Source organism: Pseudonocardia adelaidensis (assembly GCF_039543345.1).
Lineage (GTDB): Bacteria > Actinomycetota > Actinomycetes > Mycobacteriales > Pseudonocardiaceae > Pseudonocardia > Pseudonocardia adelaidensis.
Genome location: NZ_BAABJO010000008.1, coordinates 55,728 through 81,455, shown reverse-complemented (window position 1 = coordinate 81,455; position 25,728 = coordinate 55,728). Strand labels below are relative to the sequence as shown.

The following is a 25,728-nucleotide window of genomic DNA, read 5'->3' as shown; positions in this document are numbered from 1 at the left end:
GTGGGCCCCGGCGGCCGCATCTCCGGCCTCACCACCCGCGGGCGCTGCCTGCTGGCGGGCGGCGGCGCCACCTCCGTGTGCGCAGTCATCCTGGACGAGCGCGACCTCCTGCGCGTCGGCGTGTTCGTGGCGGTGCTGCCGCTGCTCGCGCTGCTGCTCGCGTCCCGCACCCGCCGCACGGTCCGGGCAGAGCGCACGCTCGAGCCGCCGCGGGTGCCGGTCGGCGCAGGCGTCGACGTCGAGCTCCGGCTCGCGGGCGGCCCGCTGCTCGGTGCGCTGCGGCTGGCCGACGCCGCGCCCGACGCCGCGGGGCCGCAGGCCGACGCCCCACCGCGGTTCACGGTGCACCGGCTCTCCAGCCGTGGCACCGCCACCCTGACCTATCCCCTGCGGCCGGTGCTGCGCGGCGTGCACCGGGTCGGCCCGCTCACCGGCACCGCCACCGATCCACTCGGGCTCGCCGAGTTCGACCAGGAGCTCGCGGAGCCGCAGCGGCTGGTCGTACTCCCCCGCGTCGTCCCGCTGCGCGGCGTGCCACCCGCCATGGGTGTGGGCGAGGGCACCGCGGGCGCCGCGCTCAACCACCAGGGCCAGGGTGCCACCGACGTGCTGATCCGGCCCTACCGGCAGGGCGACGAGCTGCGCCGGGTGCACTGGCGCAGCTCCGCGCGGCACGGCGACCTGATGGTGCGGCTCGAGGAGCGGCCGTGGCGCGGCGGGATGACCCTGCTGCTGGACCGCCGGGACTCCGCCCACCGCGGGCGGGGCGCCGACTCGAGCCTCGAGTTCACCGTCAGCCTCGCGGCCAGCGTGTGCATGCACCTCTTCGCCCGCGGCGAGCCCGTCACCCTCGTCACCGAGGACGGCGTCGAGCTCACGCCGCCCGGCTCCGCATCCGGTCGCGAGCAGCTGCTCGACGCGCTCGCGGGCCTGCGCCCCTCCGCCCGCGGCGACCTCGGCGGCCCCGAGCTCACCGCGGGCAACGAGGTGCTCGCCCTGCTGGGTGCGGTCGCCCCCGGCCAGGTCGACGCGCTGTGCGCCCGCCACCGCGGCGGGGGCCACGCGGTGCTCTGCGACACCGCCACCTGGGACCCGGCGGGCGGCCGCAGCACCGTGGCCGAGAGCGCGTCCGCGCTGCGGCGCGCCGGCTGGCACGTCGCGGTCGCCACCGCGGGGATGACCCCGTCCGATGCGTGGGACCAGCTGGTCGCCGGCGCCGTGCCCGGCTTCGTGGGGCGGCCGTGACGAGGTCCACCACGCCGCCGCCGCACCGCGATCCCGCGCCCCCGCCACCCGCGGCGGCCGCGGCCACGAAGGCTCCCCGCCGTCGTCCGGCCGCCCCGGCCGCCCCCGCCGGCGGGGTGCCGGCCACGCCGGAGCCGCCGCCACCGGCCCCGCCGAAGCCGCCCGGCCCGGTGCGGCGGGTGCCGTGGCTCGCGACGCTCGCGTCCGGGCTCGCGGTACTGCTCGCCGGTGGCCCGGTCACGGCCGTCGTCCAGGGGGTCTCCTGGATCGGCTACGCGCTCGCGGCCGTCGCGGTCGTGGTCGCCGCCGGCCTGCTGCTGCACCGCTTCGGCGCGATCGTCACCGTGCTCGGCCAGTGCGTCGGGGTGCTCCTCGTCGTCACGATCTTCTTCGGCGACGGCGCGCTGCTCGGCTTCCTGCCCGGGCCCGCCGCGCTGGGACACTTCGGCGCGCTCCTCGGCGGCGCCGGGCAGCAGATCGACGCCAGCACGGCACCCGTCGCCGCCACCCCCGAGATCCTCTTCCTCGTCACGGCCGCGTTCGGGCTGCTCACGGTGGGCGTGTACGGGGCCGCGGTGGTCGCGCGGGCCCCGGCCGCCGCCGGCGTGCCGCTGCTCGCGGTCTTCGCGGTGCCGGCGGCGCTGGCCGACCAGCTCCTGCCGTGGTGGGCGATGGCCGGAGCGGCCGCCGGGTTCGGCCTGCTCCTGGTGGCCGCCGGCGGCTTGCACAGCCAGCTCACCGGCGGCACCGCGCTCGTCGCGGGTGCCGTCGTCGTGGCGCTCGGCATCGGCCTCGTCACGCCGTTCATCGGCACGGCCGGACGGTTCGCCTCCGGCGGGGGCAGCGGACCGACGGGCTCCATCGGCCTCACCCCGTTCGCCGCGCTGCGCGGGCAGCTCGAGCAGAGCACGCCGGCACAGCTGTTCGAGGTCCGCGGCCTCACCCACCCCACCTACCTGCGCGCGCTCACCCTGCGGCAGTACGTCCCGGACAAGGGCTGGGAGGCCACCCGCCCCGCGCCCGGCATCCCCCTCCCCGGGCCGGTGCAGCAGCAGCCCGACGTGCCGGGCGACTTCGTCGACGTCGACATCACCAACCTGAACTTCCGCGACTACTGGCTCCCGCTCTACGGCGAGCCGATCGACGTCGCCGACCTCCCCGAGACGCAGTGGCTGTACGACGCCGCCAGCGGCACCGGCTACACCGGGCGCCCCCGGCAGGAGGACGGGTGGCGGCAGCGCGCGGTCCTGCCGACCCCGTCGATGCAGCAGCTGCGCGCCGCCCAGGGCATCGACGGTGTGGGCCTCGAGTACCTCGACACCACCGGTGTCGACCCGCGCGTCGGCCAGATCGCGAAGGAGGTCATCGGCAACGCCGGGCCCGGGTTCGACCGGGTGTTCGCGCTCCAGAACTGGTTCGCAGGCCCCGGGTCGCAGTTCACCTACAGCCTCCAGACCGCGCCCGGCTCGGGCGACGACGCCCTCGTCGAGTTCCTGACCACCGGCAAGACCGGCTACTGCGAGCAGTTCGCCTCGGCGATGGCCGTGATGCTGCGGACGGTCGGCGTGCCCTCCCGGGTCGCCATCGGGTTCACGGCCGGGGTGGACGAGGGCGACCACCGCACGATCAGCACGTCGGACGCGCACGCGTGGGTGGAGGCGTGGTTCCCGGGCATCGGCTGGACGGCCTTCGACCCCACCCCGCTCACCGACGGCCGCCGGATCGACCCGCCCTACGTGGAGGAGGCCGAGGCCGAGCTGGCGAGCCAGGAGAGCGCCCCGGCCGACGAGGCGCCCGCGCCGGAGCCGCTGTCCGGCGACGACCAGGCCCCCGAGCCCGCCTCGCCCGAGCCGACGCAGCCGGACGCGGCGCCGTCCGTCGAGTCGCCGGGCGTGGACATCCCGGTGTGGCCCTTCGTCGCGGCACTGCTGGCCGTGGTGATCGCGCTGGTGCCGGCCGCGATGCGGATCCGCGATCGCAGGCGCCGCCTCGCCGCCGTGGCAGGTGGCGGTCCCGAGGCGGCAGGTGCGGGCTGGGACGAGCTGCTGGCGGAGTCGACCGACCGCGGTGCCGACACCCCGCCCAGCGACACCGTCCGCGCGGCCGCCCGCCGCCTGGTGCGCGAACACCACCTCGAGCCGGACGCGCAGCAGGCGCTGCGCCAGGTGATCGGCGCCGTCGAGGCCAGCTGGTACGGCGGAACCCACCCCCGTGCGGGTGAGCTCGACGAACCGGTGCGGGCCGTGGCGGCGGGGATCGCGGCGGGCAGCGCCCTCTCGCTGCGGGGCCGGCTGCTCCCCCGATCGGTGGTGCAGCGGGCGCGGGATCGCCGGGCCGAGGCCCGGGCGAGCGGCGGCGGCCGCTCCGAGGCCGTCACGTCACGCTGAGCGCCCCGGACACCACCACCGGGAATCCAGCCAGTCACATCGAACAGCAGTAACCCCACGCACACCGAGCCGGGATGCGTGGGGTCCGCGGAAGGCCTGCTGCGGATTACTCCTGCTCGAAGCGGCGGCGGAAGCGCTCTTCCATCCGGCCGGTGAAGCGGTTCTTGTCCGGCTCGGCGTTCTTCGCCGGTGCGGCCTGGCCGTTCTTGCCCACCGAGGTGACTGCGAGTACGGCACCTCCGAGCATCATGAGGAACCCGACCACGCTCAAGACCGGGAAGCTGCCCAGCCACAGCTGGGGCACGGCGACGCCGACAACGAGCAGCACGAGACCCACGACGAACAGGGCCACGCCCTGGAGGCGACGGCGGCGGGTTGGCTTGCGCAACCGCCCACCGCGCACCGTCGACGCGAACTTGGGGTCCTCGGCGTAGAGAGCGCGCTCGATCTGTTCGAGCAGCCGCTGCTCGTGCTCGGAGAGGGGCACGGCTTCACCTCCGGCACTGTTCATCCTGTCGGGTCATATTCCATGGTGCCGGAACGACGCGACGAGCGCCCAGGCTGGGCGTCTGATGATGAGGATACGAGCCTGAACGCCCGCCGACTACCCGGACTCGTCGAGCGGACGGGTCGATCTTCGCGGATCATCGGACGCACACCGTGATCACGACCCCCTCGCGCTCCCCCGATCGGCATCGCCGCAGGTGCGAGAGCCGCGGGCGGATCAGGGACCGTACCGGGCACCGCGCGTGCCTACTCCATCACATCGAGTCCGTTCGGCGCGACGATCCCGTGTCCCCGCCGTGACCACCTCGTGATCGACCACGCGCCGTCGACGAACGGCACATCCGCTGCGCCGAGTGCGCATCGGCCGACGTCAGACGCGACGGGCCAGCGCGTGCAAGCGGGTGGCGACGTCGAGCAGGGGCGGAGCGGCGGCCGCGAGGTGCTCCAGCTCGGCGATCTCCCGGGTGGCCGCGGGGCCCCCGTCGCGGACGGCGCCGGGGACCCAGCCGTCCAGCACGCCGTCGCCCTGCAGGATCTCGACCCGCAGGGCGGCTGCGGACTCCAGGAGCGTACGCAGGGCGCCGGCGTCGAGGCGCCTGCGCAGCGCGTCCCCGGGCCCGAGCCGCCCGTCCGGGTCGACCAGCAGCGCCCGCGCCTCGGCGAGCCTGCCGGCGAGGGTGCGCGCCAGCACCGCCGCGTACCGGCCGGTGACGAGCACGGAGACCGCGCCCCCGTCGGCCGTGGCCGTGGCGAGGGCCGACGCCGCGGCCGCGGCGTCGTCGACGACCTCGAGCAGCCCGTGCCCGAGCACCAGGTCCGCCCCGCCTGCCGGCGCGACGTCGGCGAGCGCGTCCACGTCGCCCTGCACCGGGGTGACGAGCTCGTGCACACCCGCGTCGCGGGCCCTTCGGTGGAGGGCGGCGAGCGCGTTCGGGCTGTTGTCGACGACGGTGACCGCGCATCCGAGGCGGGCGAGCGGCACCGCCCACGCGCCGCTGCCGCCACCGACGTCGAGCACGCGGGGAGTGCGCCCCGGCCTGCGGTCGAGCACGCCGGTGATCTCGGCCGCGAGGGTGCGGTGCACCGGGCCACCGTCCACGCCGGCCACCTCGGCCGCCGGACCACTCACCATGCGAGCCTCACGGCGGCAGCCTAGTGCGGATCCCACCGCGCGCGGTGCCCGCCTTGCCGGGGCACTGGCCATCACCTGAAGGAGGTAGGTTGATCGCCGTGCTGGTCGTGGCCACATTGAGCTTGAAGGGCGGGGTCGGCAAGACCACCGTCGCACTCGGGCTTGCCGGTGCGGCGCTGCAGCACGACGTGCGCACGCTGGTGGTGGACCTGGACCCGCAGGCCAACTCCACGATCGCACTCGACACCGCGCCCACCACGGCCACCGTGGCCGATGTGCTGGACGAGCCCCGCCGCTCCGTGCTGCACGGCGCGATCGCCCGGAGCGGGTGGGGCGACGGGCTGGACGTGCTCGTCGGCGCCGAGCAGACCGAGCGGCACAACCACCCCGACCCGAGCCCCAAGCAGCTCGACCAGCTGCGGCGGGCGCTGCAGCGGCTCGTGCACGCCGACGGCCTGCTCGGCGACCACATGGCGGGCGAGGGCGACGACCCGTACCAGCTGGTGATCATCGACTGCCCGCCGTCGCTGGGCCAGCTCACCCGCAGCGCGCTCGCCGCGGCGCACCGCGCCGTGCTCGTGACGGACCCGACGATGTTCGCGGTGGCCGGGGTGCAGCGCGCCTTCGACGCCGTGCAGACCGAGCGGCAGCGGGGCAACCCCGACCTGCAGCCGCTCGGCGTGCTGATCAACCGGGTGCGGCCGCGCAACACCGAGCACGAGTTCCGGATCAGCGAGCTGCGCGAGATGTTCGGCCCGCTGGTGCTCACCGGGGTGCTCCCCGACCGCTCGGCCATCCAACAGGCCCAGGGCGCCTGCATGCCCATCCAGCGCTGGGACACGCCGGGCGCGCGGGAGGCGTCGGCGGTGTTCACCCTCCTGCTGGGCCGGGTGCTGCGCAGCGACCGCCGGCGGGACCCGGCCGATGCGGTGACCGCACCCCCCACCACCCGCTGATCGCCTCCAGGCGCACCGCACACATCCAGTCCACACCGCACACATGCCCCGCACCGTGTGCCGGCTCGGGTCGATGTGTGCGGCGAGCCCCAGGCCGCCTCAGCGCACCGGCACCGACGCCGTGACCAGGCCGACGAACTGCTCGGCCTGGCGCAGCATGTCGTCGGCGTCGCGCTGCCCGACGAGCCGGGCGATGCCCGCCTCGGCCGCCGCCCGGGTGTCGGAACAGGACGAGAAGAAGGCGGCCCACTCGGCGAACTCCGGCGCCACCTCCGCCAGCAGCTCCCAGACGTTGCGGGTGGCGCCGCGCCGGGGCTGGGGGCGCGCCCTGACCGCGAGCACCGCGGCCCCCGCCCGGAGCGCCGCGAGGTAGGCGGCCGGGTAGCGGAGCAGGGGCTCCTCGGTGCCGTGGGCCTCGGCGAGGCCGTCGGCGGCCTGGCGCAGCAGACCGAGCGCCGCGCGCGACGTGGGTGCCGGGGCCGGGCGGCAGCCCGACCGCGCGGCCGTCGAACCGGTGTGCCCGGGTGCGCGCGGTGCGGGCACCCGTGCCGTGGTGGTGACTGCCGTGGTGGTGATGGTCATCGTCGCGTCCTCCAGGCCTCGCGGCCACGTTCCTCAGTCGGCAACCCGCACGAGGTCCCACACGCCGGGGCCGGCGCGCATGCGCAGCACGAACTCCCGGGCCGGTGCCTGCGGCTCACCCGCCGACCGGGCCAGCACCCGCCAGCAGCGCAGCTGGTCGCCCCCGACCGGCATGGGCGACGGGAACGGCCACGGCGACTCTTCGATCCACCGCTCGCGGACGTCGGTGATCAGGTAGCGGGGACCGCGCCGCATCGGCCTGCGCTGGAACTCGACGGGCTCGCCGTCCTGCCACCGCACCTGCACCGGCGTGGGCTGCCGCGATCCGAACAGGCTCAACGGACTCATCGCAGACCCTCACTCACCGGCATACGCTCCTCCCGACCGGCACGGTTCGCCGCACCCGGCGGCGGGGCGCTTCCCCCACCCCACCCACCGGGGCGTCGAGATCGAACACATGTTCGATCGATGTCCAGTGAAGCGCGCCGCGGCCTCCACGTCAAGTCGGGGCCACCGTGGTGTGCCTGTGACCCCGGACGTGGTGTGATGGACGGGTGACCAGGGCACCGGCGCGCCAGCTCGTGCGGCTCGGGCCGGACGACCTCGCCGACCGGCTCACCGAGGCGCTGCACGTCTACGTCTCCGCGATGGGCTATCCCCCGAGCACCGCGCGCCACCGGCGCACGCTGTGGCTCGAACACGTCCGCAGGCCGGGGTGGCGGGCGGTCGGCTGGCTCGACACGGCGGGTTCCCTGCTCGGCATCGGCTACGGCTACGCGGGCGGGCCGGGCCAGTGGTGGTACGAGGAGGTGCGCCGCGGCCTCGCCACCGCGGGCCCGGAGGCCCAGCGCTGGCTGGAGGACTACTTCGAGCTCACCGAGCTGCACGTCCGCCCCGACGCGCAGGGCCACGGGCTCGGCGAGTCGTTGCTGCGCGCGCTGCTCGCCGACGTCCCGAACGCGCGCGTGCTGCTGTCCACGCCGGAGTACGGCACCGACGCCCCCGGCCGCGCGTGGCGCCTCTACCGGCGCGCCGGCTTCGAGGACGTCCTGCGCCGGCACCGGTTCACCGGCGACGCACGCCCGTTCGCGGTGCTGGGACGCACCCTCCCCTTCCCCCGCTGAGCACACGCCCGCGGATCGCGGGCCCGCACCACGGATCCGTACTGCTCCGAGCGAGCGCCCGAACACACGCCCCGGTCGTGCGGGTGCGGGGTCCTCGGCCCGGCGGCACGGGTTTGGCACGATGCACCCGTGCCCTCCTCCCGCCCCCGGATCCTGCCGCTGCTGGGCCTGCTGCTCGCCGCGCTCGCGCTGAGCGGGTGCGCGCGGGTCCAGGCCGCGCTCGCGGTGCAGCCCGACGACACGGTCACCGGGCAGATCGTCGTGGCCACTCCCGAGAAGGGGCCGGACGACCCCGGCCCGACCATCGCGCTCCCGCCCGACGTGGCGTCCGACGTCGACGTGTCGGAGTACCGGCAGGACGGCTACGCGGGCTCCGTGCTGAGGTTCGAAGGGCTGACGTTCGCCCAGACCGCGGAGCTCACGCAGGCGGTCGGGCCCGCGGGGAGCAAGGTCCGGTTCGAGATGCGCCGCGCGGGCAGCCGGGTGCTGGTGGGCGGGGCCGTCGACCTCACGACGGTGGCGGTCGACCGCGCCGACTTCCAGCTCAAGATGAACTTCCCCGGCCAGGTGCTCGAGTCGAACGGCGACGCCGACTCCAGCGAGGTGGCGTGGACGTTCACGCCCGGCGAGGTGGGCGACTTCTCGGCCGTGGTGGCCTACCCCGACCCGCAGGCCCCGTCGCCGGTGAACTGGACGCTCGGCCTCGCGGCGATGGTGGGGCTCGCGTCGGCCACGGTGGTGCTCGTCGCCCGGCGCACCCGCAACCCACCGGTCGACGGCCGCGCCGCGCGGAGCGGCAGCGACGCGGGCATCAGGTGAGCGCGGGAACGGCGCGGCGCGCGCCGAGGCCCAGCCGCTGCACCAGCTCCACGGTGGCGAGCGAGCGGTTCAGCGTGTAGAAGTGCAGCCCGCGCACGCCCTCGGCGAGCAGGCGGGCGCACATCTCCGCGGTGACGTCCATGCCCTCGGCGCGGAACCCGGCCGGGTCGTCGGCGTAGCGCTCCATCCGCTCGACGAGAGCGGACGGCAGCGGTGCCCCGGACAGCTCCGGGCCGCGCCGCAGCGTGCGCACCGTGGTGAGCGGCATGATGCCGGGCAGGAGCGGGACGTCGCAGCCCGCTGCGGCCATCCGGTCGCGCAGCCGCAGGAAGCCGTCGGGCTCCAGGAACAGCTGGCTGATCGCGAAGTCGGCCCCCGCGCGCACCTTGGCGACGAGCCGGGCGAGGTCGGTGTCGAGGTCGGGGGAGCGCGGGTGCCCGTACGGGAACGCGGCCACACCCACGCAGAAGTCGCCGAGCCTGCGCACCAGGCGCACGAGGTCGTCGGCGTAGGTCAGGCCCTCCGGGTGCGGCACCCACTCGCCGAGCGGGTCGCCGGGCGGGTCGCCGCGCACCGCGAGCACGTTCGAGATGCCGGCCGCGGCGTACGCACCGATCACCTGCCGCAGCTCGGCCACCGAGTGCGACACCGCCGTGAGATGCGCCATCGGCACGAGCGTGGTGTCGGTGGCGATGCGCGCCGTGGTGCGGATCGTGCGGTCGCGGCTGGAGCCGCCGGCACCGTAGGTGACGGACACGAACGCCGGGTCCAGCGGCTCGAGGCGCCGGATGGCGCGCCACAGCTCGGCCTCACCCGGCTCGTCCTTGGGCGGGAAGAACTCCACCGAGAAGACGGGCCGGTCGCCGCTGATCCGCTGGGTGACCTTCACACACTGGAGCGTAGTCGTCGGCCCCGTCGCCGCCGTTTCGCTCCGGCATCCGCGGATCCGACGACTCGCGGCCCCGGTGACCCGCGGTTACGCTCGCCCCCGTGGCCCGCCCGATGCGATCCTGGCTCCCCCGAACGCGACCCGCGGGGTGGTCCCCGTGAGCCGCGCGGGCGCCGTGCACCACCCGCCGTCCGACCCCGGGGACGGCAGGCAGCCCGACGACCCCGGGGTCACCGCCGCGATCGAGGCGGCGCTCACCACCTACCTGCGCGGCCGCACGGCCGATGCCGGCACGATCGACCCGGTGTTCGGGGAAGCCACCGAGGCGCTCGCCGACTTCGTCCTGGGCGGTGGCAAGCGGATCCGCCCGACGTTCGCGTGGTGGGGGTGGCGGGGTGCGGGAGGGCCCGTCGAGGCGCCCGAGGCCCTCGCGGTGCTGCGCGCCATCAGCGCGCTGGAGCTGCTCCAGGCCAGCGCGCTCATCCACGACGACCTGATGGACGCATCGGCCACCCGGCGGGGCCGGCCGACCGTGCACGTCCAGTTCGCGCGCAAGCACGCCACGGCGCGCTGGCGCGGTCAGCCCGCCCGGTTCGGCGCGGCCGCCGCGATCCTGCTCGGCGACCTCGCCCTGGCCTGGGCCGACGACATGCTGCACGCCGCGGGCCTGTCGCCCGCCGCGCTGCGCCGCGCCGCGCCGGCGTGGCGGGCGATGCGCACCGAGGTGCTCGGCGGGCAGTACCTCGACGTGCTGCACCAGTCCACGGGCGACACGTCCGTGCGCGCCGCGCTGCAGATCGACCGCTACAAGACCGCCGCGTACACCGTCGAGCGGCCGCTGCACCTCGGCGCGTCGATCGCCGACGCGCCGCCCGAGCTCGTGAGCGCCTACCGCCGGTTCGGTGCCGACATCGGCGTCGCGTTCCAGCTGCGCGACGACCTGCTCGGGGTGTTCGGCGACCCCGACGTCACGGGCAAGCCCGCCGGTGACGACCTGCGCGAGGGCAAGCGCACGCTGCTGGTGGCCGTCGCGGTGGAGCGGGCCGAGCAGCGGGGGCAGCACGACGCCCGCCGGGCCATCCTGGACGCCGTCGGCGACCCCGCGCTCGACGACGACGGCGTCGAGCGGGTGCGCGGGCTGCTCACCGAGCTCGGCGCCGTGCAGGCGGTCGAGCAGCGCATCGCCGCGCTCACCGGCTCCGCGCTCGACGCGCTGTCGGCGGCGGACGTCACCGAGCCGGCCGCGTCGCAGCTCGCCGAGCTGGCGGTCACGGCCACGCGGCGGCGCAGTTGAGCAGGGCCCGAGGTTGAGCAGGCGCGTGCCGGGGCCCACGGATCACGTCGTGGTCGTCGGCGCCGGGCTCGCGGGACTCTCGGCCGCGCTCCACCTGCTCGGCGCGGGCAGGCGCGTCACGGTGCTGGAGCGCTCCGGCCACCCGGGCGGCCGGGCCGGGCGCCTCGACCTGCGCTCGCGCCACGGGACCTACCGCATCGACACGGGCCCGACCGTGCTCACGATGCCCGAGCTGCTCGGGGAGGCGTTCTCCGCCGTCGGCGAGAAGCTCGACGAGCGCCTCGACCTCGTGCCGCTCTCCCCCGCCTACCGCGCGCGCTTCGCCGACGGCTCCACGATCGACGTGCACACCGACGCCGCGGCGATGACCGAGGAGGTCCGCGCGACCTGCGGCCCCGCGGCCGCCGCCGGGTACGAGCAGATGCGGGAGTGGCTCACCCGGCTCTACCGGGTGGAGATCGACCGGTTCATCGGTGCGAACCACGACTCCCCGCTGGGCCTGCTCGGCCCCGACCTCGCCCGGCTCGCCGCGCTCGGTGGCTTCGGCAGGCTCGGCCCGCGCGTGGCCCGGATGCTGCCCGACGAGCGGCTGGCGCGGATCTTCTCGTTCCAGGCGCTGTACGCCGGCGTACCGCCGCACCGCGCGCTCGGCGCGTACGGCGTGATCGCGTACATGGACACGGTGGCCGGGGTGTTCTTCCCCCGCGGCGGCATGCGGCGGGTCGGCCAGGCGCTGGCCGACGCCGCCGTCGAGGCGGGCGCGCGGATCCACTACGGCCGCACGGCTACCGGTCTGGAGCGGCGCGGCGGCCGGGTCACCGCGGTCCGGCACATCGGCGACGGCACCGGTGGAGAGCGGGCCGACGCGGAGCGGCTGGCGTGCGACGCCGTGGTGCTCACCCCGGACCTGCCCGCCGTCCACCGGCTCGTCGGGCGCGCTCCGCGTCGGCCGGTGCCGCTGCGCTGGTCACCCAGTGCCGTCGTGCTGCACGCCGGCCTGCGCCGGACCCACCCGGAGCTCGCGCACCACACGATCTCGTTCGGGGCGGCGTGGGAGCGGACGTTCCGGGAGGTCATCGACGAGGGCAGGTTGATGAGCGACCCGTCGCTCCTGGTCACCCGGCCCACCGCCACCGATCCCGGGCTCGCGCCCGCCGGGTCGGACCTGCTGTACGTGCTGGCGCCGTGCCCCAACCTCGCGCGGGGCCGGATCGACTGGGCCCGCGTCGGCCCCGCCTACCGCGACGAGCTGCTCGGGTTGCTCGCCCGCCGCGGAATCGACCTGGCGGCGCGCGACGGTGCGGGCGACCTCGACGTGGCGCGGCTGGTGACGCCCGCCGACTGGGCCGCGGCGGGGCATGCCGCAGGCACCCCGTTCTCGGCGGCCCACACGCTCGCGCAGACCGGGCCGTTCCGCCCGCGCAACCTGGTCCGCGGGCTGGAGAACGCCGTTCTCGCCGGTTGCGGCACCACGCCGGGCGTCGGCGTCCCACCGGTGCTCATCTCCGGCCGGCTGGCCGCACAGCGCATCACGGGTGCCGTCCACCGGCCATCCTCGCGGGCGCGCAGGGTACCCACCGGGGGCTGACAAGGGTCGTGCGAGCATGGATCGCGTCATGAAGCCACCATCACCGGTCGACGGGTCGACGCTCCCCGACACGGCAGCGGAACGCGCAGCCGCGCCGGACGGCGCGCACGACATCCTCGACGCGCCGCCCCCCGTCGAAGCCGGTCCCGCCGTGCGGCGGTCGTGGCGCGATCGGTTCGGCAACCCGGCCCGCGGGCCGCTGCTGCTGGGCCTCGCCGCCTCGCTGATGCTCCTCGTCGGCGGGTTCGGCGCGGGCGGCGTGCTGATCCACGACCCGCTGCTCACGAACTCGCCCATCGGTTTCTGGCGGTACGGCCACGGCCGTGACATCGCCGGCGCCCTGATGTACGCGGGCGTGGGCCTGATGGTGTGGGCCTGGATCCGCCTCGGCCGCGAGGTGCTCGCCAACGGGGCGCGCGGCCGCGCGGTGCTCACGACCGCCGCGGTGTGGACGGCGCCCCTGCTGCTGGCGCCGCCGATCTTCACCCGCGACGTGTTCAGCTACCTCGCCCAGGGCGCGCTGCCGCTGAACGGCTTCGACCCGTACGCGGTGGGCCCCGAGGCGATGCCGGGGATCTTCACCGACAACGTCCACTACTTCTGGCAGGACACCCCCGCGCCGTACGGGCCGCTGTTCATCCTCATCGCGAAGGCCGTGGCGTGGGTCACCGGCGACACGATCATCGTCGGTGTCGTGCTGATGCGGCTCGCGCTGCTGCCGGGCCTGCTGCTGTTCGTGTGGGCGCTGCCCGAGCTCACCCGCAGGCTCGGCGGCCGCGTGCCGGTGGCGCTCTGGGTGGCCGTCGCCAACCCCGTGATGGTGATCCACCTGGTCGGCGGGGGCCACAACGACCTGCTCGTCGTCGGGCTGCTCGCCGCGGGGTCGCTGGTCGCGCTGCGCGGTGGCCACATCGCCGGGATCGCGCTCGTCACGGGCGCCATGGCCGTGAAGGCCAGCGCGGCGATCGCGCTGCCGTTCCTCGTGCTCGTCTGGGCGGCGCACCTGTCCGGCTCGCAGCGGGCCCGCATCACCAAGGCGATCGCGGCCGGCAGCGGGATCTTCGTGGTCGTGTTCGCCGCCTGCACGGTCGCCGCGGGCGTCGGGCTCGGCTGGCTGCCCGCCCTGAGCGCCCCGTCGATGATCGTGAACTGGATGTCGATCCCCACCGCGGTGGGCGAGTTCACCCACACGCTGCTCAGCGCGCTCGTCAACGTCCCCAAGCAGCCGTTCGTCAACGTCGCCCGGGTGCTCGGCGGGATCCTGCTGGTCTACATCGCGGTCCGGCAGTGGTGGGCGGCCCGCGACGGCGGACCGGACGCCGTGCGCCGGGCAGGCGTGGTGCTCCTGGCCACCGCCGTGCTCTCGCCCGCCATGCTCCCGTGGTACGTCAGCTGGGGCATGGCGTTGGTCGCGGCCGCCGCGTGGTCGGTGCGCGGCCTGCAGATCACCGTCTTCGTGTCGGTGATGCTCACCATCTGCTACTACTCCAACGGCGAGGACGCGCTCTACAACCCGCCCTACCTCATCGCGTGGGGGCTGATCGCCGTGCTCGCCGCCGTGTCGCTGGTGCGGCCCGACCCGCTGCGCCTGTCCACACGCGTCCTGCAGCGCGCCCGGACACCGTCCCCGGCTCCCGTCCCCGCAGCGTCGTCCGCGGGCTCGGTCATCGTCGACGGTGCCGACCGCGGCACGAGCTGAGCTCGACGCCGCCGGGATCACCGATCCGGCGTTGCGGGCCGGCTACACCGTCTGCCGGGAGCTCAACGCCCACCACGGGCGGACGTACTTCCTCGCCACGCGGCTGCTCCCCGCCGCGCGCAGGCCCGCCGTGCACGCGCTCTACGGGTTCGCGCGGTACGCCGACGACATCGTCGACGACCTCGGCGACGCCCGCCCCGCCGCGGAGAAGGCGGCCCGGCTCGACCGGCTCGGCGCGCAGCTGCAGCGCGCGCTGACCGGCGCGGGGTCCGAGCACCCCGTGCTGGCCGCCGTGGCGGACACCGCCGGGCGGTACGAGCTCGACCCCGCCCACTTCGCCGACTTCCTCGCGTCGATGCGGATGGACACGGAGGTCACCGAGTACGCCACCTTCGACGACCTCGGCCGGTACGTGCACGGCTCGGCCGCGGTGATCGGCCTCCTGATGCTGCCCGTCCTGGGCACCACCGTCCCCCGGGAGGAGGCCGAGGAGCCGGCCGCGGCACTCGGTGTGGCGTTCCAGCTCACCAACTTCCTGCGCGACGTCGGTGAGGACCTCGACCGCGGCCGCCTCTACCTGCCCACCGAGGAGCTCGCGGCGTTCGGTGTGGACCGGCAGCTGCTGGCCCGGTGCCGGCGCACCCGGCGGCCGGACCCGCGCGTGCGCCGGGCACTGGCCCACCTCGTGGCGCACACCCGCGCGATCTACCGGCGCGCCGCACCGGGCATCGAGATGCTCGAGCCGGTGTCCCGCGCGTGCGTGGGGTGCGCGTTCACCCTCTACCGCGGGATCCTCGACCAGATCGAGGCCGCCGACTACGACATCCTGCACCGGCGGGTCTCGGTGCCCCGCCGCAGACGGGTGGCCGTGGCCGTCCCCGGCCTGCTCCGCGCCCTCGCGACCCGCGCGTGAGCCGGCAGGCCCGCGTCAGAAGGCCATCGCCTGCGCTCTGCGCTTGACCTCCCGGTGCCTGCCTGCGCGCAGGGACGCGACCGGCGTGCCCGGCAGGGAGTCGTCCTCGGCGAAGAGCCAGCGCAGGATGTCCGGGTCTGCGTAGCCCCCGTCCCGCAGGACGGTGATCGTGCCCGACAGGCCCTTGATCACCGCACCGTCGTCACCGATGAACTCGGACGGGACGACGACGTCTCCCTCGCGCCGGAACGACAGCAGGTGTCCGTCCCGTACGAGCTGATGGACCCGGGATACGGGCTGGCCCAGCCGCTGTGCGACCTCCGCGACGGGCAGGGTCGCGATGTCGGCCGACAGCCCGACAACCTCGTTCACGGGGCGATACGATGCCACAGGCGCGCCGCGTGGGAGAAGCGGAAGGCGCGACGGTACCGTCATCGCGTGAACGCCCCGCCTGCCGCGCTGCTCGACGCGCGCTACCGGGTGGGCTCGCTGCTCGCCCGTGGCGGGATGTCCATCGTGTACCGGGGCACCGACACGCGGCTCGACCGGCCGGTCGCGATCAAGGTGATGGATCCCCGGCTCGCCGGGGACCCCGCGTTCCGCGGCCGGATCGAGCGCGAGGCCCGTTCGGCAGCGCGGATCGATCATCCGAACGTCGTCGACGTCTACGACCAGGGCGCCGTCCCCAGCGGTGCCGGCACCGGCCTGGGTGGTGATGGGCCGCTGCTGTTCCTCGTGATGGAGCTGGTGGAGGGCGGCACCCTGCGCGACGTCGTGCGCGCGCGGGGCGCGCTCGGGGTGCCTGCCGCGTTCGCCGTGGCGGAGCAGGTGCTCTCCGGCCTCGCGGCGGCCCACCGGCTCGGCCTCGTGCACCGCGACGTCAAGCCGGAGAACGTGCTGATCAGCCGCTCCGGTGAGGTCAAGGTCGCCGACTTCGGCCTGGTCACGGCGAGCGCGCAGGCGGGCGCCAGCACGGCCGGCATGATCATGGGGACGGTCGCGTACCTCTCCCCCGAGCAGGTCGCCACCGGCAGTGCCGACGCCCGCAGCGACGTGTACGCGGCCGGGATCATGCTCTACGAGCTGCTCACCGGGGCGCCGCCGTACAGCGGCGACTCCGCGATCTCGGTGGCGTACCGGCACGTGAACTCGGACGTGCCGCCCCCGTCGGAGATCGCGGGCGAGGTGCCGCCGGAGCTGGACGACCTCGTGCTGCGCTCCACCCGCCGCGACCCGGCCGCCCGGCCCGCCGACGCCGCGGCGATGCTCGCGGAGCTGCACCGCGTCGCCGTGCGGCTGGACGTCCCACGCGTGCCACCGCCGGTGCCGCCCCCGCGTCCCGTCGAGGAGCAGGACACCGTGCCGGCGGGACCGCAGCGCATGGCCCCGGGCGCCACCGCGGCCACCGCGGTGGCCGCCGCCGGGAGCACGGCGATGAGCGCGGCCCTGCCCGGCCCTGGCCCGCGGGGCACCCGCGCCCTCCCCCGCCCGGACGACGGCGGCCCGGCGCCGCACGTACGCGCCCGCCGGCGCAGCCGCCGGACCTTCGTGGTGGGCACCGTGATCGTCCTCGTGCTGGCGCTGCTCGTCGGGGTGGCTGCCTGGTGGCTCGGCAGCGGGCGGTGGACGGCGGTGCCGAGCCTCGTGGGGTTGGAGGCCACGGCGGCGCAGCAGCTGCTCGCCGACGCCGATCTCGTCGCGCGCGTCACCGAGGCCTACGACGACGAGGTCGCCGACGGCCTCGTCAGCGCCACCGACCCGGCCCCGCAGGTGGAGCTGCTGCGCGGCAGCACCGTGCGGATCACGGTGTCCTCGGGACGGCCGACGGTGCCGGACATCGCGCCGGGCACGCCGGTCGCGGACGCCGAGCGGGCGGTGCGCGACGCCGGCCTCACTCCCGTGCACGAGGCGGGCGACACCGACGACAGCGACTCCGTGCCCGAGGGCGCCGTGCTGCGGACCGACCCGGAGGCGGGCACCGAGCTGCGGGTCGGGGAGCCGGTGACGATCGTGGTGAGCAGCGGTGAGTCGGACACCGTCGAGGTGCCCGACGTCGTCGGCAAGGACTTCGACGACGCCTCCGACATCCTCGGCGAGCTCGACCTCGACGCCGAGGGCCGCAGTGCGATCCCGTTCCTCGGTCGCAGCGACGGCCAGGTGGTGGAGCAGCGCCCGGCACCGGGCACGACGGTGGAGCGCGGCACGACGGTCACCCTCGTCACGGTCTGACCGCAGCTCGGCGTCAGCCGCGCAGCATCTCCGCCACGAGGAAGGCGAGCTCCAGGGACTGCTGGGTGTTCAGCCGCGGGTCGCAGGCGGTCTCGTAGCGGCCGGACAGGTCGGCGTCGGAGATCTCCTGGGCGCCGCCGAGGCACTCGGTGACGTCCTCGCCGGTGACCTCGACGTGGATGCCGCCAGGGTGGCTGCCCAGCGCGCGGTGCACCTCGAAGAAGCCCTGCACCTCGTCGACGATGCGGTCGAAGTGGCGCGTCTTGTAGCCGGTGGTGGACTCGTGGGTGTTGCCGTGCATCGGGTCGCACTGCCAGATGACCTTGTGCCCGGACGCCTCGACCTTCTCCACGATCGCCGGCAGCACGTCGCGGACGCGCCCGTTGCCCATGCGGCTCACGAGCGTGAGCCGGCCGGGCGTGCCGTGCGGGTCGAGCCGCTCGACGTACTCGACGGCCAGCTCGGGAGTGGTGGTCGGGCCGATCTTGAGCCCGATCGGGTTGGACAGCAGCTCGGCGAACGCGATGTGGGCACCGTCGAGTTGGCGGGTGCGCTCCCCGATCCACAGGAAGTGCGCCGAGAGGTCGTAGAGCCGCGGCTCGGGGCGGGTGGTGTCCAGGCGCAGCAGCGAGCGCTCGTAGTCGATGAGCAGCGCCTCGTGGCTGGCGTAGAACTCCACGCTGTGCAGGTTGTGGTCGTCCACCCCGCAGGCGTGCATGAAGTTCACCGCGCGCTCGATCTCGGTGGCGATGTCCTCGAACCGCTCCCCCGCGGGCGAGCTGCGCACGAAGTCCTTGTTCCAGTCGTGCACCATCGTCAGGTCGGCCATGCCGGTGGCGGTGAGCGCGCGCACCAGGTTCATCGCCGCGCCCGCGTTGGCGTAGGCGCGCACCATCCGCGACGGGTCGGGCACCCGGGCCTCCGGCGTGGCCACGAGCGAGTTGACGATGTCGCCGCGGTAGGACGGCAGGCCCAGCGCGTCGACCGGAGCGCTGCGCGGCTTGGCGTACTGCCCGGCGATCCGCCCGACCTTCACGACCGGCATCGATGCGCCGTACGTCAGCACGATTGCCATCTGCAGCAACGTGCGGATCGTGGCCCGGATGTGCGGCTCGGTGTTGTCGACGAACGTCTCCGCGCAGTCGCCGCCCTGCAACAGGAACGCCTCGCCCCGGGCGACCGCGGCGAGGCGCTCCCGCAGCCGGTCCACCTCCGGTGGCAGGGTGACCGGCGGCACGCTCTCGAGCACGGTGCGGACGTGGGCGACGTGGTCGGCGTCGGGCCACTCCGGCTGCTGCGCGGCCGGGCGGCCCAGTGCGTCGTCGAGCCGGGCCCGCAGGTCGGAGGGGAGCGGGGGCAGCTCGGGCAGCACCTCGACCGGTGCGTCGACCGTCCAGTTCACGGTGTCCAAGAGTAGGCCTCAGGGCCACGACGGGACGAAACGGACCCGGAGGTGGCCGTGATCACCCATTCGGCCCGATTCCGGAGCACGGTTCGGGGCACAGACGCGTCATGGCTACTCTGTTGTGGATCCTGGCAGTGATCCTCGTCGTCGCCGGCATCTTCGCGATACTCAGGCGACAGCTGATCTGGGGCATCGTGCTCATCATCGTCGGCCTGCTGGTGGGGCCCGGCGGCGTGAGCATCTTCAACGTCTGACGTCCCAGGGCCGACCGTTCCGTGACCGATCGCGGCGGTGGCCCCGGCCCGCTCAGCGCGGCCTGATCGCTCCGCTCAGCGGGCGGCCACCGCCGCCTCGATCGCGTCCCACCGCCTGCGGTTCAGCCTCGCGTCGGCGAGCGCGTCGTGCGCGTCGGGCGTCGGCGGCGGCAGCGGTGGCCGTCCGGCCTCCTCCCAGCGCTGCCGCAGCTCCCGCGTGAAGCGGGGCAGCGCGCGGGGCAGCGCCGGCATGGCCCCCCACAGCTGGCAGAGCGCGACGTGGTCGTACGCCGCGATCCACGCCCACAGCTCGACGTCACCGGGCGCCGAGGTCAGGAACTCCAGCAGGTCGGCGCGCAGCCGGGAACGCGACCGCCACACCGGGTCGGCCGGTGACGGCAGCTTGGGCAGCACGTTGGCCCGCACCCACGGCCCGGCCCGGGTGGGGTCGAACTCCGTGGACACCGCGTAGAACTCGCGCCCGTCCTCCCCGACCACGCCGATCGACACCAGGTCGATCGTCGTCCCGTCCTCGATGAACTCGCAGTCGTAGAAGAACCGCACGTCGAGAGGTTAGTTGACGATGCCGGGCTGGCGTGCGCCTAGTCGCCGGAGTCCCCGTCGTCGCCGGACTCGTCCGTGTTCTTCGCGCTGGTCTTCGCGCTGGTCTTGGCCGCGCTGCCGGTGGCCGCACCGTCCGCGGCGTCGCCCTTCTCCGCCGCTGCTGCGGCGGCGCCCGGCCCGGCCGTCGGCGGGGTCTGCTCCGCCTTCTTCTTCTCCGACGTGGTGGGCGCCCTCACGGCAGCGGCGGGCGGGGGCGCGGCCGGCGCGCGCGTGGCCCGCGGCCGCTGCGTGGGCCGGGCCGCGGGCTCCGGCTTCGGTTCGGGTTCCGGCGTGGGCTCGGCCGCGGGGGCCGACGTCGGCGGCTCGGCCTGTGCGGGCGGGGGCGCGGAGGCGGTGGCGGTCGGTACCTGGAGCAGCCCGGTGAAGCTCTGGCGCTCGGCGGTGGGGCCCTGCAGGACCGACGCCAACGTCGACGTCGCCGCGATCACGACCACGGCGACGACCGCGAACACCGCCCACGGGGCCACCCCGGCGAACCGGCCGCGCGGCTCGGGTGCGGGGGCCACCACGACGGCCGGCATCTCCATCGTGGGCTGGTCGTCCAGGGCCGCGACGGACGTCGGGTACTCGTCGGCGTCAGCGGGGGCGGAATCGGCGTACGGGACGTCCGGCTCGGCCTCGTCCGCTGCGGCGGAACCCAGGAGGACGTCCTCGTGCTCGCCGCCGACGAGTGCGTCGTCGGCGCGCAACGGGTCGTCCGGCTCTCCCACACCCGACCATCGCGCCACGCCAGCACGGTATTACTCGCTGCGACGCGGATGTGGCGCGGCCTACTCACCTCAACTGGCGCGCGTGCCGGGGACCCGGCTGGCGCCGCGCCCGTCCTCGCCCTCGGTGGGGATCGGCGTCGGGCCGGCCGCGGCGGCGGATGCATCCGCCTGCGCCGCCTTCTCCTTGACCGAGGCGGCGTAGAGGTCGACGTAGGTCTGGCCGGACAGCTCCATCAGGGCGTACATGATCTCGTCGGTCATCGAGCGTTCGATGAACCGGTCGCCCGCCATGCCGGAGTAGCGGGAGAAATCCAGGGGCGGGCCGATCTTGACGCGCACCTTGCGCGGCCGCCAGATCCGCGACCCGATCGGGTTGACCTTGTCGGTGCCGATCATCGCGACCGGGACCACCTGGACGTCCGCCTCGAGCGCCATGCGCGCCACGCCGGTCTTGCCCTTGTAGAGCCGCCCGTCCGGGGATCGGGTGCCCTCGGGGTAGATGCCGAGCAGGTTGCCCTCGCGCAGCAACCGGACGGCGGTGTCCATCGCGGCCTGCGCCGCCGATCCCCCGGAGCGGTCGATCGGCACCTGGCCCACCCCGGTGAAGAAGATCTTCTTGAGCCACCCGACGAGGCCCGGTTGGGTGAAGTACTCGCGCTTGGCCAGGAACGTGATGCGCCGCGGAACGAGCAACGGCAGGAAGAACGAGTCGGCGACGGCGAGGTGGTTGCTCGCCAGGATCGCCCCTCCACTCGTGGGCACGTGCTCGAGGCCCTCGACCGAGGGCCGGAAGAACAACCGCAGCAACGGGCCGAGGAGCACGAACTTGGACCACCAGTACAGCACCTGGGCGTGCCCCCTCCAGCTCGACCGCGCCAGCCTACGGAGCCGCGCGAGCCGCCGACAACGGGCACGACGGTATCGGAGCAGAACGGGCGGCCGAACTCTTCCCTCTTCGGGGTGCTGCCGTGTCAGGATGGTGCTCCCGGCGAGCCGTCGCGCAGCGAGGGAGGAGGCCGCGTGGACCGCGATCCCGACGAGCGCCCGCAGCCCGACGGTGCGGCGCCCGACGAGTTCGACGCGATCGTGGCGCTCTGGCGCGACGAGGGCGACGTTCCCGAGTGGCCGGACGACGACGCCCCGGAGGCAGCCGCCCCGCCCACCGACCTCGACGACCCGGCGCCCGCTGCGCAGCCCCCGCCCCCGATGCCACCGCGCTCCTACTCACCCCCACCGCTGCCGGAGGACGAGCACTTCATCCCGCCGGAGCCGCCGCCCCTGCCCCGGCTCGGGCCACCCGCGCTCGTCGGGCTCACCCTGATCGTCGTGGGACTCGTGCTGGTCGTCGCGCCCGGGTGGCTGGGCGTCGCCTCCCCCTACGGCCTCCCGCTCGGCCTGGTCGGGCTCGCGTCCGGCCTGGGGTGGCTGGTGCTGCGCCTGTGGCCCGACCCGCCGGACCGCAGCGACGACGACGGCGACGACGACGGCGCGGTGATCTGAGAACGGCGCTCAGGCGCGGTGCGCGAGCTCGCGCGCCAGCTGGGCTGCGCCCACCACGGCGGCCGCCTCACCCAGCTGGGCGGTGCGGATCCGGGCCAGCGGGCGGCGACCCGCCCCCGTCACGGTGGCGGCGTAGTGCTCGCGCGCCTCGTCGAGGAAGAGCGGTGCCGACCCGGACACTCCCCCGCCGATCACCACCAGCTCCGGGTCGAACACGTCGGCGACGAGCGCGAGCCCCTCGCCGAGCCAGCGGGCGAGATCGTCCATGGCGGCGCAGGCCACCGGGTCGCCGTCGCGGGCGGCGGCGGCCACCCGTTGCCCGGTGACGCGGCCCGGGTCCCCCGCCACGAGCCTGCGCAGCAGCGGTGAGCGGCCCGGGTCGCGGGCGAGCAGCTCGACGGCCGTGGTGGCCAGGGCCGTGCCGCTGCAGTAGCGCTCCCAGCACCCGTTCTTCCCGCACGGGCACGGCCGTCCGTCCGGCACGACCCGCAGATGCCCCAGCTCGGGCGCCACCCCGAACGCGCCCCGGTAGAGCTCGCCGTCGATCAGCAGGGCCGAGCCGATGCCGGTGCCGAGCGCGACGAACACCACGGTGCCCGCCCCGGACGCGGCGCCGAAGTGCCGCTCGGCGAGCGCGGCGGCGTTCGCGTCGTGCTCGACGACGACCGGCAGGCCGATCTTGTCCGCGATCCGGTCCGCGACCGGCGCGTCCCGCCAGGACAGGTGCGGGGCGAACCGGACACCCCGGCGGTCGGGCGTGACGAACCCGGCGAGCGCGAGCCCGACCGCCCCGATGCGGTGCCGCGCCGCGAGCTCCCCGATCACGCCGGCCAGCGCGGCCTCCAGCGCGGTCTCGCTGCGCGGGGTCGGGGTGCGCGCGGTGTCGTGGACGTTCCCCTCGGCGTCGACGACACCGGCCCGGACGCTGGTCCCCCCGACGTCGACACCGATGGTGAGCACCGTCATGGCGTCCGCCGCTGCACGGGGATCCGCTGCACGCGGCGCGCGGGCGGCCGGCCGTCCCGGTCCGCGTCCTCGTCCACGTCCGGGGGCGGGGCGGGTGCGGGCACACCGTCGTCGAGGGCGGTCCGCAGCACGGCTACCAGCCCGGCGGCGTGCTCGGCCAGCCGCACGGCGAGCTCGGGCCGCTCCCCCCGCAGCGCGGCGATGACAGCGCAGATCGGGCACGAGGCGCACGGGTCCGGTGCGGCGGGGGGTTCCGCGGCGTCCCCTCCGCCCGCGGCCTGCTCCTCACGCAGCCGGTCGAGCACCGGGTCGATCCGGTCGAGCGCGGTGCGCAGGAGCGCCTTCAGGTCCTCCGCGATGCCCGCGTGCGCGCCGCAGCCGTCGGCCGCGGTCACCGGAGCCAGACCGCGGGGTCGGGGACGAACGCGACGCGCAGGTCGTCACCCGCCACGTAGGCGCCGGTGACGGCGCACCGGCGCAGCACGGACGGCAGCGCGATCATCCGCCGGGTGCCGCCGGTGGTGACGGCGAGGTCGTCGTCGAGGCGGACGAGGTCCACCGGCCCGGCCGCGACCCCGGGCAGCCGCAGGACCAGCTCGAACGCCGAGTCCAGTGCGGTGCCGGTCCCCGCCGTGCGGTTGACCTGCAGCAGCGGGGTGGCGGGTGCGTCCGGCGGAGCCGCGGGGTCGTCGGAGCCGTAGAGGGCGTGGGCGAGCTCCCGCAGCGCGGGCAGGCCGGTCGGCTCGGTCGCGGTGTGCTCCGTGACGCGCAGCGGCACCGGCAGCGCCTTCAGCTCGGCGAGCACGGCGCCCTGGTCGGCGTACCGCTCGCGCAGCCAGCGCCCGGCAGGCCCGCGCAGCGACGACGGCGCCTCGGGCACCAGCCGGTTGGCGACCAGCCCGTCCACGCGCAGTCCGTGCAGCGCCAGCGCGGTGAGCGTGCGGCGGGTCTCGGCGGCCACCACCCGCTCCGGGGTGAGCACGAGCCGGATCGACGTGGTGTCCTGGTCGGCGAGCAGCCGGCGCAGCCCCTGCAGCTCGGCGGCGAGTGCCTCCAGCGCGTTCACGGCGCGGTCCCACGCGGGCTGCGCCTCCCGGCCTGCGGCGAGGCCGCTGATCAGGCCCCGGACGGCCCTGCGGTGGGGAGGGAAGAGCCGCTCGATGTACGTCGAGAGCGCCTCGGGCAGGCCGAGCAGCCGCAGCGTCTCCGCGGTGGGCCCGCAGTCGACCACCACGACCTCCCACAGGCCGCTCTCGGCGAGGCGGCGCACCTCGCCCAGGGCCAGCAGGTCCTCGACGCCGGGCAGCACGGTGAGCTCGTCGGCCATCAGCTCGTCGACGCCCGCGCCCGCCAGCAGCGTGCCGAGGTGCTCCTGCAGCCGGGCCCACGCGCCGTCCAGCAGGGACCGCGTGTCGACGTGCGCGGCGGAGAGGCCCGGCTCGAGCTCGGTGGGGTCGCCACCCAGCTCGGCCTCGAAGGCGTCGCCGAGCGAGTGCGCGGGGTCGGTGGAGACCACGAGCACCTTGCGGCCGGAGCGCGCGAGAAGGGCGGCGGTGGCCGCGGCGAGGGTGGTCTTGCCGACGCCTCCCTTGCCGGTGAACAGGACGACGCGCACGACGCGGAAGGGTAATCGCGGGATCAGCGCGTGCGCGTCACGGGGCGCTCTCGACCCGCCGCTTCAGCCCCTTGAGTGCCGTATCGATGATCACCTTCTCCGCCTTTCGGCGCAGCATGCCGATCATCGGGATGTTCAGGTCGACGGCCAGCGAGTAGGTCACCGTGGTCTCCCCGCCCGAGCCGGCCAGGGTGTAGGAGCCGTTCTGCGCCTTCTGGATCTGCCCCTTCACGAGCGTCCAGCTCACGGAACGGCCGTCGGGCGCCCACGTGTAGTCGAGGGTGTAGGAGTCCTTGATCGGGCCGGCGTCCATCGTGAAGCGCACCCGCTCGGCACGCCCGTCGCCGTCGCTGCTCAGCACCTCCACCGTCTTCACCTGCTCGGCCCACTCGGGGTAGGCGGGGAAGTCGGCGATCACGGCCATCACGCGTTCCGGCGGCGCGGTGATGGTGATCGAGGAGGTCGTAGCGTCGGCCATGGCGGGCACGTTACAGCTGGGTTCACCAGCGGAGCACGTACGGAGCGCCGGTGGAGCGGAAGTGCCCGACGTTGACGCACTCGGTGCGCCCGACGCGCACCCGCGGGGCGAGCGGCTGGTGGACGTGCCCGAAGAGCGCCGCCCTCGGGCGGTCCCGGTGCACGACGTCCAGCAGCGCCGCCGAGGACGCCTCGGCCCGGCGCGTGACGACGTCGAACGCGAGCTCGGGGACGGCGGGCGGCACGTGGCTGCAGAGCACGTCGACCCGGTCGAGGGCCTTCACGGCCGCGGTGAAGTCCGCCGCCCGCAGCAGGTGCGGCGTCCAGGGGCCGCCCGGGCGCGGCTCCACCCCCGGCGGCAGCGGCGCGCCGCCGACGAACCCGAACCTCAGGTCGCCGATCTCCAGGACGCGCCCGTCGGCCAGCGTGAGCCCGGGGCGGGCGTAGCGCGGCCAGAGCCGGGGCATGTCGACGTTGCCGGGAATCGCGAAGGTGGGGGCGGTGAGGGCCCCGAAGAGGCGGTCGTACTGCTCCCGCACGGCCTCCTCCACCACGGCGGGCGCGTCGGGGACCCGCGCCCAGGCCTCCCGGATGAACCGGATCAACGCGTCGCGGCCGCCCGACGAGCGCAGCCGGGCGAACTCGGCGGTGACCTCGGGGCCGAGCACGCGCCCGAGGATCCCGCCGGTGGGGTCGCGGTAGTCGACGTAGTCGACGAGGTCGCCGAGCACGACGAGGGCGTCGGCCCCGTCGCCCGCCCGCGCGAGCGCATCGGAGGCACCGTGCACATCGGAGACCACGTGCACGCGCATG

The 25,728-nt window shown here is 75.3% G+C and carries 27 protein-coding genes; 12 read left to right on the top strand and 15 right to left on the bottom strand.

All coding sequences use genetic code 11. The features are described from left to right. Together ABEA81_RS12450 and ABEA81_RS12445 are read left to right on the top strand one after the other, a co-directional pair. Entirely contained in the window at positions 1 to 1,245 is a 1,245-nt protein-coding gene (locus ABEA81_RS12450; RefSeq protein WP_345605141.1) for a DUF58 domain-containing protein, read from the top strand. Beyond that, positions 1,242 to 3,632, top strand: coding sequence for a transglutaminase TgpA family protein (locus ABEA81_RS12445; RefSeq protein WP_345605140.1), 2,391 nt, complete (start codon positions 1,242 to 1,244; stop codon positions 3,630 to 3,632). The genes ABEA81_RS12450 and ABEA81_RS12445 overlap by 4 nt, the downstream gene beginning before the upstream one ends. Positions 3,633 to 3,738: 106 nt before the next feature. On the opposite strand, the gene ABEA81_RS12440 is transcribed toward ABEA81_RS12445, so the two are convergent. Together ABEA81_RS12440 and ABEA81_RS12435 are read right to left on the bottom strand one after the other, a co-directional pair. After that, entirely contained in the window at positions 3,739 to 4,119 is a 381-nt protein-coding gene (locus ABEA81_RS12440) for a DUF3040 domain-containing protein (RefSeq protein WP_345605139.1), read from the bottom strand. A 390-nt stretch (positions 4,120 to 4,509) separates the two neighbouring features. Further along, entirely contained in the window at positions 4,510 to 5,271 is a 762-nt protein-coding gene (locus ABEA81_RS12435) for a class I SAM-dependent methyltransferase (RefSeq protein ID WP_345605138.1), read from the bottom strand. 98 nt (positions 5,272 to 5,369) lie between these two features. Here ABEA81_RS12435 and ABEA81_RS12430 point away from each other — a divergent pair, with 98 nt between their 5' ends. After that, positions 5,370 to 6,227, top strand: coding sequence for a ParA family protein (locus tag ABEA81_RS12430; protein WP_345605357.1), 858 nt, complete (start codon positions 5,370 to 5,372; stop codon positions 6,225 to 6,227). Positions 6,228 to 6,326: 99 nt separating this feature from the next. Here the strand turns inward: ABEA81_RS12430 and ABEA81_RS12425 are convergent, their stop codons facing one another. Then, the gene (locus ABEA81_RS12425) at positions 6,327 to 6,809 is read right to left on the bottom strand and encodes an SAV_6107 family HEPN domain-containing protein (RefSeq protein ID WP_345605137.1); all 483 of its coding nucleotides are present in this window, start codon (positions 6,807 to 6,809) and stop codon (positions 6,327 to 6,329) included. Positions 6,810 to 6,842: 33 nt separating this feature from the next. After that, positions 6,843 to 7,157 carry a hypothetical protein gene (locus ABEA81_RS12420; protein ID WP_345605136.1) on the bottom strand — a complete coding sequence of 105 codons (315 nt, stop codon included), beginning with the start codon at positions 7,155 to 7,157 and terminating at the stop codon, positions 6,843 to 6,845. Between the two features lie 206 nt (positions 7,158 to 7,363). Between ABEA81_RS12420 and ABEA81_RS12415 the strand changes: the two genes are divergently transcribed. Together ABEA81_RS12415 and ABEA81_RS12410 are read left to right on the top strand one after the other, a co-directional pair. Next, entirely contained in the window at positions 7,364 to 7,933 is a 570-nt protein-coding gene (locus tag ABEA81_RS12415) for a GNAT family N-acetyltransferase (RefSeq protein ID WP_345605135.1), read from the top strand. A 129-nt stretch (positions 7,934 to 8,062) separates the two neighbouring features. Beyond that, positions 8,063 to 8,752, top strand: a complete 690-nt coding sequence (locus ABEA81_RS12410; RefSeq protein WP_345605134.1) for an LppM family (lipo)protein — start codon at positions 8,063 to 8,065, stop codon at positions 8,750 to 8,752. Here ABEA81_RS12410 and metF read toward each other — a convergent pair. After that, positions 8,745 to 9,641, bottom strand: a complete 897-nt coding sequence (gene metF, locus ABEA81_RS12405; protein WP_345605133.1) for a methylenetetrahydrofolate reductase [NAD(P)H] — start codon at positions 9,639 to 9,641, stop codon at positions 8,745 to 8,747. The two genes, ABEA81_RS12410 and metF, sit on opposite strands and share 8 nt — an antisense overlap. Positions 9,642 to 9,798: 157 nt before the next feature. On the opposite strand from metF, the gene ABEA81_RS12400 reads away from it, so the two are divergent. The 4 genes from ABEA81_RS12400 to ABEA81_RS12385 are packed head-to-tail and all read left to right on the top strand — an operon-like array spanning position 9,799 to position 15,135. Continuing rightward, positions 9,799 to 10,935 carry a polyprenyl synthetase family protein gene (locus ABEA81_RS12400; protein ID WP_425570531.1) on the top strand — a complete coding sequence of 379 codons (1,137 nt, stop codon included), beginning with the start codon at positions 9,799 to 9,801 and terminating at the stop codon, positions 10,933 to 10,935. A 25-nt stretch (positions 10,936 to 10,960) separates the two neighbouring features. Continuing rightward, positions 10,961 to 12,523: a phytoene desaturase family protein gene (crtI, locus tag ABEA81_RS12395; RefSeq protein WP_345605132.1), complete on the top strand. Its 1,563-nt coding sequence runs from the start codon at positions 10,961 to 10,963 to the stop codon at positions 12,521 to 12,523. Between the two features lie 28 nt (positions 12,524 to 12,551). Further along, positions 12,552 to 14,222 (top strand): polyprenol phosphomannose-dependent alpha 1,6 mannosyltransferase MptB, encoded by a 1,671-nt coding sequence (gene mptB, locus ABEA81_RS12390; protein WP_345605131.1) that lies wholly within the window; start codon positions 12,552 to 12,554, stop codon positions 14,220 to 14,222. Continuing rightward, complete coding sequence (locus ABEA81_RS12385) at positions 14,200 to 15,135, top strand: phytoene/squalene synthase family protein (RefSeq protein ID WP_345605130.1); 936 nt, start codon at positions 14,200 to 14,202, stop codon at positions 15,133 to 15,135. The genes mptB and ABEA81_RS12385 overlap by 23 nt, the downstream gene beginning before the upstream one ends. A 15-nt stretch (positions 15,136 to 15,150) precedes the next feature. Here the strand turns inward: ABEA81_RS12385 and ABEA81_RS12380 are convergent, their stop codons facing one another. Beyond that, the gene (locus ABEA81_RS12380) at positions 15,151 to 15,507 is read right to left on the bottom strand and encodes an Rv2175c family DNA-binding protein (RefSeq protein WP_425570530.1); all 357 of its coding nucleotides are present in this window, start codon (positions 15,505 to 15,507) and stop codon (positions 15,151 to 15,153) included. Between the two features lie 66 nt (positions 15,508 to 15,573). On the opposite strand from ABEA81_RS12380, the gene pknB reads away from it, so the two are divergent. Beyond that, positions 15,574 to 17,364: a Stk1 family PASTA domain-containing Ser/Thr kinase gene (gene pknB, locus ABEA81_RS12375; protein ID WP_345605128.1), complete on the top strand. Its 1,791-nt coding sequence runs from the start codon at positions 15,574 to 15,576 to the stop codon at positions 17,362 to 17,364. Between the two features lie 13 nt (positions 17,365 to 17,377). On the opposite strand, the gene ABEA81_RS12370 is transcribed toward pknB, so the two are convergent. Next, positions 17,378 to 18,766 carry a class II 3-deoxy-7-phosphoheptulonate synthase gene (locus ABEA81_RS12370; RefSeq protein ID WP_345605127.1) on the bottom strand — a complete coding sequence of 463 codons (1,389 nt, stop codon included), beginning with the start codon at positions 18,764 to 18,766 and terminating at the stop codon, positions 17,378 to 17,380. Positions 18,767 to 18,876: 110 nt separating this feature from the next. On the opposite strand from ABEA81_RS12370, the gene ABEA81_RS12365 reads away from it, so the two are divergent. After that, entirely contained in the window at positions 18,877 to 19,023 is a 147-nt protein-coding gene (locus ABEA81_RS12365) for a GPGG-motif small membrane protein (RefSeq protein ID WP_345605126.1), read from the top strand. A 75-nt stretch (positions 19,024 to 19,098) separates the two neighbouring features. Here the strand turns inward: ABEA81_RS12365 and ABEA81_RS12360 are convergent, their stop codons facing one another. From ABEA81_RS12360 to ABEA81_RS12350, 3 genes are read right to left on the bottom strand one after another with little or no spacing between them, the layout of a single operon-like run. After that, positions 19,099 to 19,587: a polyadenylate-specific 3'-exoribonuclease AS gene (locus ABEA81_RS12360; protein WP_345605125.1), complete on the bottom strand. Its 489-nt coding sequence runs from the start codon at positions 19,585 to 19,587 to the stop codon at positions 19,099 to 19,101. A gap of 38 nt (positions 19,588 to 19,625) precedes the next feature. Then, positions 19,626 to 20,375: a hypothetical protein gene (locus ABEA81_RS12355; protein ID WP_345605124.1), complete on the bottom strand. Its 750-nt coding sequence runs from the start codon at positions 20,373 to 20,375 to the stop codon at positions 19,626 to 19,628. A gap of 51 nt (positions 20,376 to 20,426) precedes the next feature. Further along, positions 20,427 to 21,203 (bottom strand): lysophospholipid acyltransferase family protein, encoded by a 777-nt coding sequence (locus tag ABEA81_RS12350; RefSeq protein ID WP_345605123.1) that lies wholly within the window; start codon positions 21,201 to 21,203, stop codon positions 20,427 to 20,429. 174 nt (positions 21,204 to 21,377) lie between these two features. Here ABEA81_RS12350 and ABEA81_RS12345 point away from each other — a divergent pair, with 174 nt between their 5' ends. After that, the gene (locus tag ABEA81_RS12345) at positions 21,378 to 21,857 is read left to right on the top strand and encodes a DUF308 domain-containing protein (protein ID WP_345605122.1); all 480 of its coding nucleotides are present in this window, start codon (positions 21,378 to 21,380) and stop codon (positions 21,855 to 21,857) included. Positions 21,858 to 21,866: 9 nt separating this feature from the next. Here ABEA81_RS12345 and ABEA81_RS12340 read toward each other — a convergent pair whose 3' ends face one another. From ABEA81_RS12340 to ABEA81_RS12320, 5 genes are read right to left on the bottom strand one after another with little or no spacing between them, the layout of a single operon-like run. Beyond that, positions 21,867 to 22,823, bottom strand: coding sequence for an ROK family glucokinase (locus ABEA81_RS12340; protein WP_345605121.1), 957 nt, complete (start codon positions 22,821 to 22,823; stop codon positions 21,867 to 21,869). Beyond that, the gene (locus ABEA81_RS12335; RefSeq protein ID WP_345605120.1) at positions 22,820 to 23,218 is read right to left on the bottom strand and encodes a hypothetical protein; all 399 of its coding nucleotides are present in this window, start codon (positions 23,216 to 23,218) and stop codon (positions 22,820 to 22,822) included. Before ABEA81_RS12335 ends, ABEA81_RS12340 begins: the two co-directional genes overlap by 4 nt. Further along, the gene (locus ABEA81_RS12330) at positions 23,215 to 24,438 is read right to left on the bottom strand and encodes an ArsA family ATPase (RefSeq protein WP_345605119.1); all 1,224 of its coding nucleotides are present in this window, start codon (positions 24,436 to 24,438) and stop codon (positions 23,215 to 23,217) included. Before ABEA81_RS12330 ends, ABEA81_RS12335 begins: the two co-directional genes overlap by 4 nt. A gap of 37 nt (positions 24,439 to 24,475) precedes the next feature. After that, complete coding sequence (locus ABEA81_RS12325; RefSeq protein WP_345605118.1) at positions 24,476 to 24,916, bottom strand: SRPBCC family protein; 441 nt, start codon at positions 24,914 to 24,916, stop codon at positions 24,476 to 24,478. A gap of 22 nt (positions 24,917 to 24,938) precedes the next feature. Further along, positions 24,939 to 25,727, bottom strand: a complete 789-nt coding sequence (locus ABEA81_RS12320; protein WP_345605117.1) for a metallophosphoesterase family protein — start codon at positions 25,725 to 25,727, stop codon at positions 24,939 to 24,941. Between the last annotated feature and the right edge of the window lies 1 nt (position 25,728).

Excerpts from the sequence above, each read along its gene's own strand:
- ABEA81_RS12435 (WP_345605138.1), bottom strand. The coding sequence starts at position 5,271 with ATGGTGAGTGGTCCGGCGGCCGAGGTGGCCGGCGTGGACGGTGGCCCG.
- ABEA81_RS12425 (WP_345605137.1), bottom strand. The coding sequence starts at position 6,809 with ATGACCATCACCACCACGGCAGTCACCACCACGGCACGGGTGCCCGCA.
- ABEA81_RS12420 (WP_345605136.1), bottom strand. The coding sequence starts at position 7,157 with ATGAGTCCGTTGAGCCTGTTCGGATCGCGGCAGCCCACGCCGGTGCAG.
- mptB (WP_345605131.1), top strand. The coding sequence starts at position 12,552 with ATGAAGCCACCATCACCGGTCGACGGGTCGACGCTCCCCGACACGGCA.
- ABEA81_RS12365 (WP_345605126.1), top strand. The coding sequence starts at position 18,877 with ATGGCTACTCTGTTGTGGATCCTGGCAGTGATCCTCGTCGTCGCCGGC.
- ABEA81_RS12340 (WP_345605121.1), bottom strand. The coding sequence starts at position 22,823 with ATGACGGTGCTCACCATCGGTGTCGACGTCGGGGGGACCAGCGTCCGG.
- ABEA81_RS12325 (WP_345605118.1), bottom strand. The coding sequence starts at position 24,916 with ATGGCCGACGCTACGACCTCCTCGATCACCATCACCGCGCCGCCGGAA.
- ABEA81_RS12320 (WP_345605117.1), bottom strand. The coding sequence starts at position 25,727 with ATGCGCGTGCACGTGGTCTCCGATGTGCACGGTGCCTCCGATGCGCTC.